At 31.9% G+C, this 1989-nt stretch carries 3 protein-coding genes; 2 read left to right on the top strand and 1 reads right to left on the bottom strand.

Annotation, left to right across the window (positions count from 1 at the left end):
- Positions 1 to 14: 14 nt before the first annotated feature.
- Positions 15 to 671, bottom strand: a complete 657-nt coding sequence (trhA, locus tag V7183_RS25620; RefSeq protein WP_097898613.1) for a PAQR family membrane homeostasis protein TrhA — start codon at positions 669 to 671, stop codon at positions 15 to 17.
- Positions 672 to 885: 214 nt separating this feature from the next.
- On the opposite strand from trhA, the gene V7183_RS25625 reads away from it, so the two are divergent.
- Both V7183_RS25625 and tatC read left to right on the top strand, forming a co-directional pair.
- Positions 886 to 1065, top strand: coding sequence for a twin-arginine translocase TatA/TatE family subunit (locus V7183_RS25625; protein WP_097898614.1), 180 nt, complete (start codon positions 886 to 888; stop codon positions 1063 to 1065).
- A 133-nt stretch (positions 1066 to 1198) separates the two neighbouring features.
- Positions 1199 to 1942, top strand: a complete 744-nt coding sequence (gene tatC, locus V7183_RS25630) for a twin-arginine translocase subunit TatC (protein WP_097898677.1) — start codon at positions 1199 to 1201, stop codon at positions 1940 to 1942.
- Positions 1943 to 1989: the final 47 nt, after the last annotated feature.

The raw sequence follows: 1989 nt of genomic DNA on the forward strand, positions 1-1989 counted from the left end.
GACTTTGTTATTATTTATGCGACAGGTAAGACATAAAATAGTACGCAGAAAAACATCATTGCACTACCGCCTAGTACGAAAAGGTGCCAAATTGCGTGATTGAAAGGTAGCTTTTCCCACAAGAAGAAGATAGCTCCTACTGAATATAAAATTCCACCTGTTAAAAGTAATGAAAATCCGTGTCCAGTTAAATTTTCATAAAGTGGTTTAATGGCAACAATAATGAGCCAGCCCATAATGACATAGCACAGTGTTGACATTTTAATAAAACGACGTACAAAGAAAATTTTAAAGATGATCCCACCGATGGCAAGTGTCCAAATAATTGCAAGTAGTGTCCATCCAAGGGGACCGCGCAGTGTAATGAGTAAAAAAGGTGTATATGTGCCAGCAATCAATAAATAGATAGCAGAGTGATCTAAAATGGTAAATAATTTTTCTACTTTTGGATGATGGATACTGTGTAGTAGTGTAGAAAATAAGTATAGTAGAAACATGCTCACACCATAAATAGTAAATCCAACAATAGCAGAGGCTGTACCATGTTTGGAAGCATGAATAATTAATATAATTAAGGCCGGGATACTTAAAATAGCCCCGATTCCATGAGTAATCGCATTGGCAATCTCTTCTTTTACGAATTGTGTCATTTTTGTTATTTTTTGCGTCATGATTTGAATCCTTTCTATTATGATGAAATAAGATATCATTTCTTTTACCATACCATATGCAATAAAAATAGAAAATGAAATTTGTATAATCGATTATATTTTTGGATTTTTTCGACAAATGATAGCGGATACATTGACGTTTACAGACTTTTTTGACAAAATGAAATTATGGGATAGTAGAATAAGAAATCTACTTATAAGGGAGATGGGAAAAATGTTATCAAATATCGGCTTTCCAGGGTTAATTTTAATTTTAGTAGCTGTACTGATATTATTTGGTCCTAAAAAATTACCAGAAATCGGACGTTCTTTAGGTGAGACGTTAAAAGAATTTAAAAAATCCACAAGAGAATTAACGGATGATACGTTTCAGGACAAAGAAAAAAATAAATAAAAGCTAGGTGTAAGGCGCTTAACTTTTTATACTCACTTTCCTACTTTATGGAAATGATAATAAACGATTTGTATTCATTCTTCTAGGGGAAATAGAAGAATTTGGATTGGATGAGAGAAGTGTGGTGAAAGAGATGGAAGATCGAGAGATGAGTATAGTAGAACATATTGTGGAACTTCGAAAGCGCGTAATAATTACTGTCTTATCATTCGTAGTATTTTTAATAATTGGTTTTGTTTTCACCAAAGATATTTATTTTTGGCTTGTAAAAGATTTACCGATGAAATTGACAGTTCTCGGTCCAAGTGATGTATTATGGATCTTTTTCTCGATTGCTACTGTATTTGCCATTGTGTGTACAATTCCGCTAGCAGCGATGCAAATTTGGTTATTTGTGAAACCAGGTTTGCACCCACGTGAACAAAAAATGACATTAATGTACATTCCTATATTATGTGTATTGTTTATAGCAGGTTTATGTTTCGGATATTTTATTGTGATGCCCTTCTTATTTCATTTTTTAACGACAATAGGTAATGAAATGTTTAATACAATGTTTACGACGGAAAAATATTTTCATTTTGTATTAAATTTAACAGTTCCATTTGCAGTTATATTTGAATTGCCAGTTGTCGTTATGTTTTTAACAAGCATTGGGTTATTAACGGCTGGATTTCTTCAGCAAGTTAGAAGATATGCTTATGTTATATTGATTGTTATTGCTTCTTGTATATCTCCTCCAGATTTTTTATCACATAGTTTAGTAGCGGTACCGCTAATTTGTATTTATGAAATAAGTATTGCGTTATCAAAAATTGTAAGTAAAAGAAAACGAAGACGAGAAGAAGAAATGCAGTCAAAAAGTGCCTCATTATAAAGGCACTTTTTTTATTTATTTGTTATACTATATTTATAATCGTATAC

Source organism: Bacillus sp. JJ1127 (genome assembly GCF_036965845.1).
GTDB lineage: Bacteria > Bacillota > Bacilli > Bacillales > Bacillaceae_G > Bacillus_A.

What these genes read in the sequence shown, in the direction of transcription:
- trhA (WP_097898613.1), bottom strand. Translation starts at nt 671, where the DNA reads ATGACGCAAAAAATAACAAAAATGACACAATTCGTAAAAGAAGAGATT.
- tatC (WP_097898677.1), top strand. Translation starts at nt 1,199, where the DNA reads ATGGAAGATCGAGAGATGAGTATAGTAGAACATATTGTGGAACTTCGA.
- V7183_RS25625 (WP_097898614.1), top strand. Translation starts at nt 886, where the DNA reads ATGTTATCAAATATCGGCTTTCCAGGGTTAATTTTAATTTTAGTAGCT.